Genomic DNA, 2,631 nt, shown 5'->3' with positions numbered 1-2,631 from the left:
GCGGTGGAAGGACATTCATGGCGCACGGTCACCTGCACGTCGAACCTGTTACTGACGGAGACGACGAGATCGCGGCGGCGCTCGAGGACGTCTCGGTTCCGGCGCTCACTGCCGTCCTCGTCGGGCTCACCGGTGACCCCGCCCCTGTGCGCGGGCCGATCCGGCCCCGGCAGTGGGTGCACAACGAGTTCCAGGGCGGGCTCACCGAGGACGAGAAGGCGCTGCTGCGCCGCGACGCGCTGGCGGTCATTCGGTCCTGGCGGGACGCCGGCTGCCCACCGGCGAAGGAGCTCGACCCCGCCCTGGTGCACGAGATCATGAACTGGATCGCCTGCGAGCCGGTGCCCGACGACTACGTGGCGATGTACCGCGACGAGATGGATCTCGAGGGGCGCAACCCACGGGCGATCCGGCTGCCCGACCCCGAGCGGGTTCCGCTCGACCCGGGGTTCGGCGTTCTCGTCATCGGCTGCGGCGAGTCCGGCCTGCTCGCCGGGATCCGGCTCAAGGAGGCCGGTATCCCGTTCACGATCCTCGAGAAGAACTCCGACGTCGGCGGAACCTGGTACGAGAACCGGTACCCGGGCGCCCGGGTCGACGTCGCCAGCCACTACTACAACTACTCGTTCGGTCCGAACGACAGCTTCAGCGAGTACTACGCCCGCCAGCCCGAGCTGTACCGCTACTTCCGCGCGCGCTTCGACGAGCACGGCATCGGTGAGCACGTCCGCTGGCGTTGTGAGGTCGAGCGGGCCGTCTGGGACGACGACGGCGCGCGCTGGCAGGTCACCTACCGCACCGCGGACGGCACCACGCACACGGCGTCCGCGAGTGCGCTGATCAGCGGGGTCGGCCTGCTGAGTCGACCGCTGATCCCCGACATCCCCGGGCTCGCCGACTTCGCCGGCCCGGCGTTCCACTCGGCGCAGTGGGATGAGCGGGTCGACCTGGGCGGCCGGTGGGTGGCGCTGATCGGCTCCGGGGCCAGCGGGTTCCAGCTCGGGCCGGCGGTCGTCGACGAGGTCGAGCGGCTCACCGTCTTCCAGCGGACCCCGCAGTGGATGGCGCCGAACCCGCGCTACCACGACCAGATCCGGCCGGGGGAGCGGTGGGCGATGCGCCACCTGCCCGGCTACGGCCGGTGGTACCGGTTCAGGCTGATGTGGCAGTCCAGCGACCGGCTGCTGGAGCTGGTCCGGGTGGACCCCGAGTGGCCCGACTTCCCGCGCACCGCCAACGCGTTCAGCGCCACCCGCCGCGAGGCCTTCGTCCGCTGGATCGACGAGCAGGTCGGCGACGATCCCGACCTCGCCCGCAAGGTCACGCCCGACTACCCGCCGATGGCCAAGCGCATGCTGCAGGACAACGGCAGCTGGCTGCGCTGCCTGCGACGCCCCCACGTCGACCTGGTCAACGACCAGATCCTGCGGGATGCCATCGTCACCACCGCCGGACGCCACGAGGTCGACGTCATCGTCATGGCGACCGGGTTCCGGGCCAGTGAGGTGCTCTGGCCGATGGAGATCGTCGGCCGGGGCGGGGTGTCGCTGACCGACGTGTGGCAGGGGCGACCCGCGGGCTACCTCAACATCACGGTTCCGGACTTCCCGAACCTGTTCATCCTCGGCGGTCCGGCGACCAGCCTCGCCCACGCCGGCAGCGTCATCTTCCTCACCGAATGCCAGATGCGCTACGTCGGGGACGCGCTGGCGCTGCTGGCCGGCGGTCGGCGGTCGATCGAACCGACACCGACGGCCTACGCCCGTTACGCCGAGGATCTCCAGGCCGAGATCGGCACGCTGATGTGGGGCCACCCCTCGATCGAGCACTCCTGGTACAAGGCCGCCGACGGCCGGGTGTACGTCCTGTGCCCCTGGCGACTCGTCGACTACTGGGCGATGACCGCTCGGCTGAAACCGGAGGACCACGCCGTGAGCTGACCGGGTGGCTTTTCCGAAACCGACCCGCGGGCACGGGCCGGGCGGGCTCTCGGTTGGTCCGGCACCGTGTCCTCCCGGTTTCTCCGGGTATTTTTTCCGCTGTTTTCGAGGGCGGCTTCCTGCTATTCCCGTCCGCCTGGCAGCGGCTATTCTGGTCTGTTGTCGAATCGATCCCCAGTGTGTTCGACCGGTTCGGCAGAGAAATGCGGGAACTCCCTTGACGGGATGATTTTCGGGACTCACTATCAAGGCAATCTCCATGGTGAGACCGAAGTCATAACGGCCTGCACGACGGCCTGAGGGAGGACCGTGTAATGGCGACCTACGATCTGGTCATCAAGGGTGGAACCGTCATCGACGGGTTACGGACGCCGCGGTATCGGGCGGATGTCGCCATCGCCGGCGGGAAGATCGTCCACATCGGAAAGGTGCGTTCCTCCGACGCCGCGGAGGTCGTCGACGCCACCGGCCGGGTCGTGGCACCGGGCGTGGTGGACCTGCACACCCACTACGACAGCCAGCTGTTCTGGGATCCGTGGTGCACGATGTCGGGCTGGCACGGCGTCACCAGCGTCGTCATCGGCAACTGCGGGTTCGGCTTCGCCCCCTGTAAGCCGGTCGACCGTGAGCGGGCGATGCTCAGCCTGTCGCGCAACGAGGCCGTCCCGATGGAGACGATGCGTCAGGGTAT

2 protein-coding genes are annotated in these 2,631 nt (G+C 68.8%); both read left to right on the top strand.

The features are described 5' to 3' along the window. On the top strand, nt 1–1,940 hold a 1,940-nt coding region (locus G6R24_RS20135; protein WP_338084482.1), incomplete at its 5' end, for an NAD(P)-binding protein. 314 nt (nt 1,941–2,254) lie between these two features. Then, nucleotides 2,255–2,631, top strand: a 377-nt coding sequence (locus G6R24_RS20130; RefSeq protein WP_163550712.1) for an amidohydrolase family protein, incomplete at its 3' end; no start/stop codon positions are given.

Origin of the sequence: Candidatus Frankia nodulisporulans (genome assembly GCF_902806475.1) — a bacterium.
Classification (GTDB): domain Bacteria; phylum Actinomycetota; class Actinomycetes; order Frankiales; family Frankiaceae; genus Frankia; species Frankia umida.
This window is presented reverse-complemented; position numbering and strand designations above follow the sequence as displayed.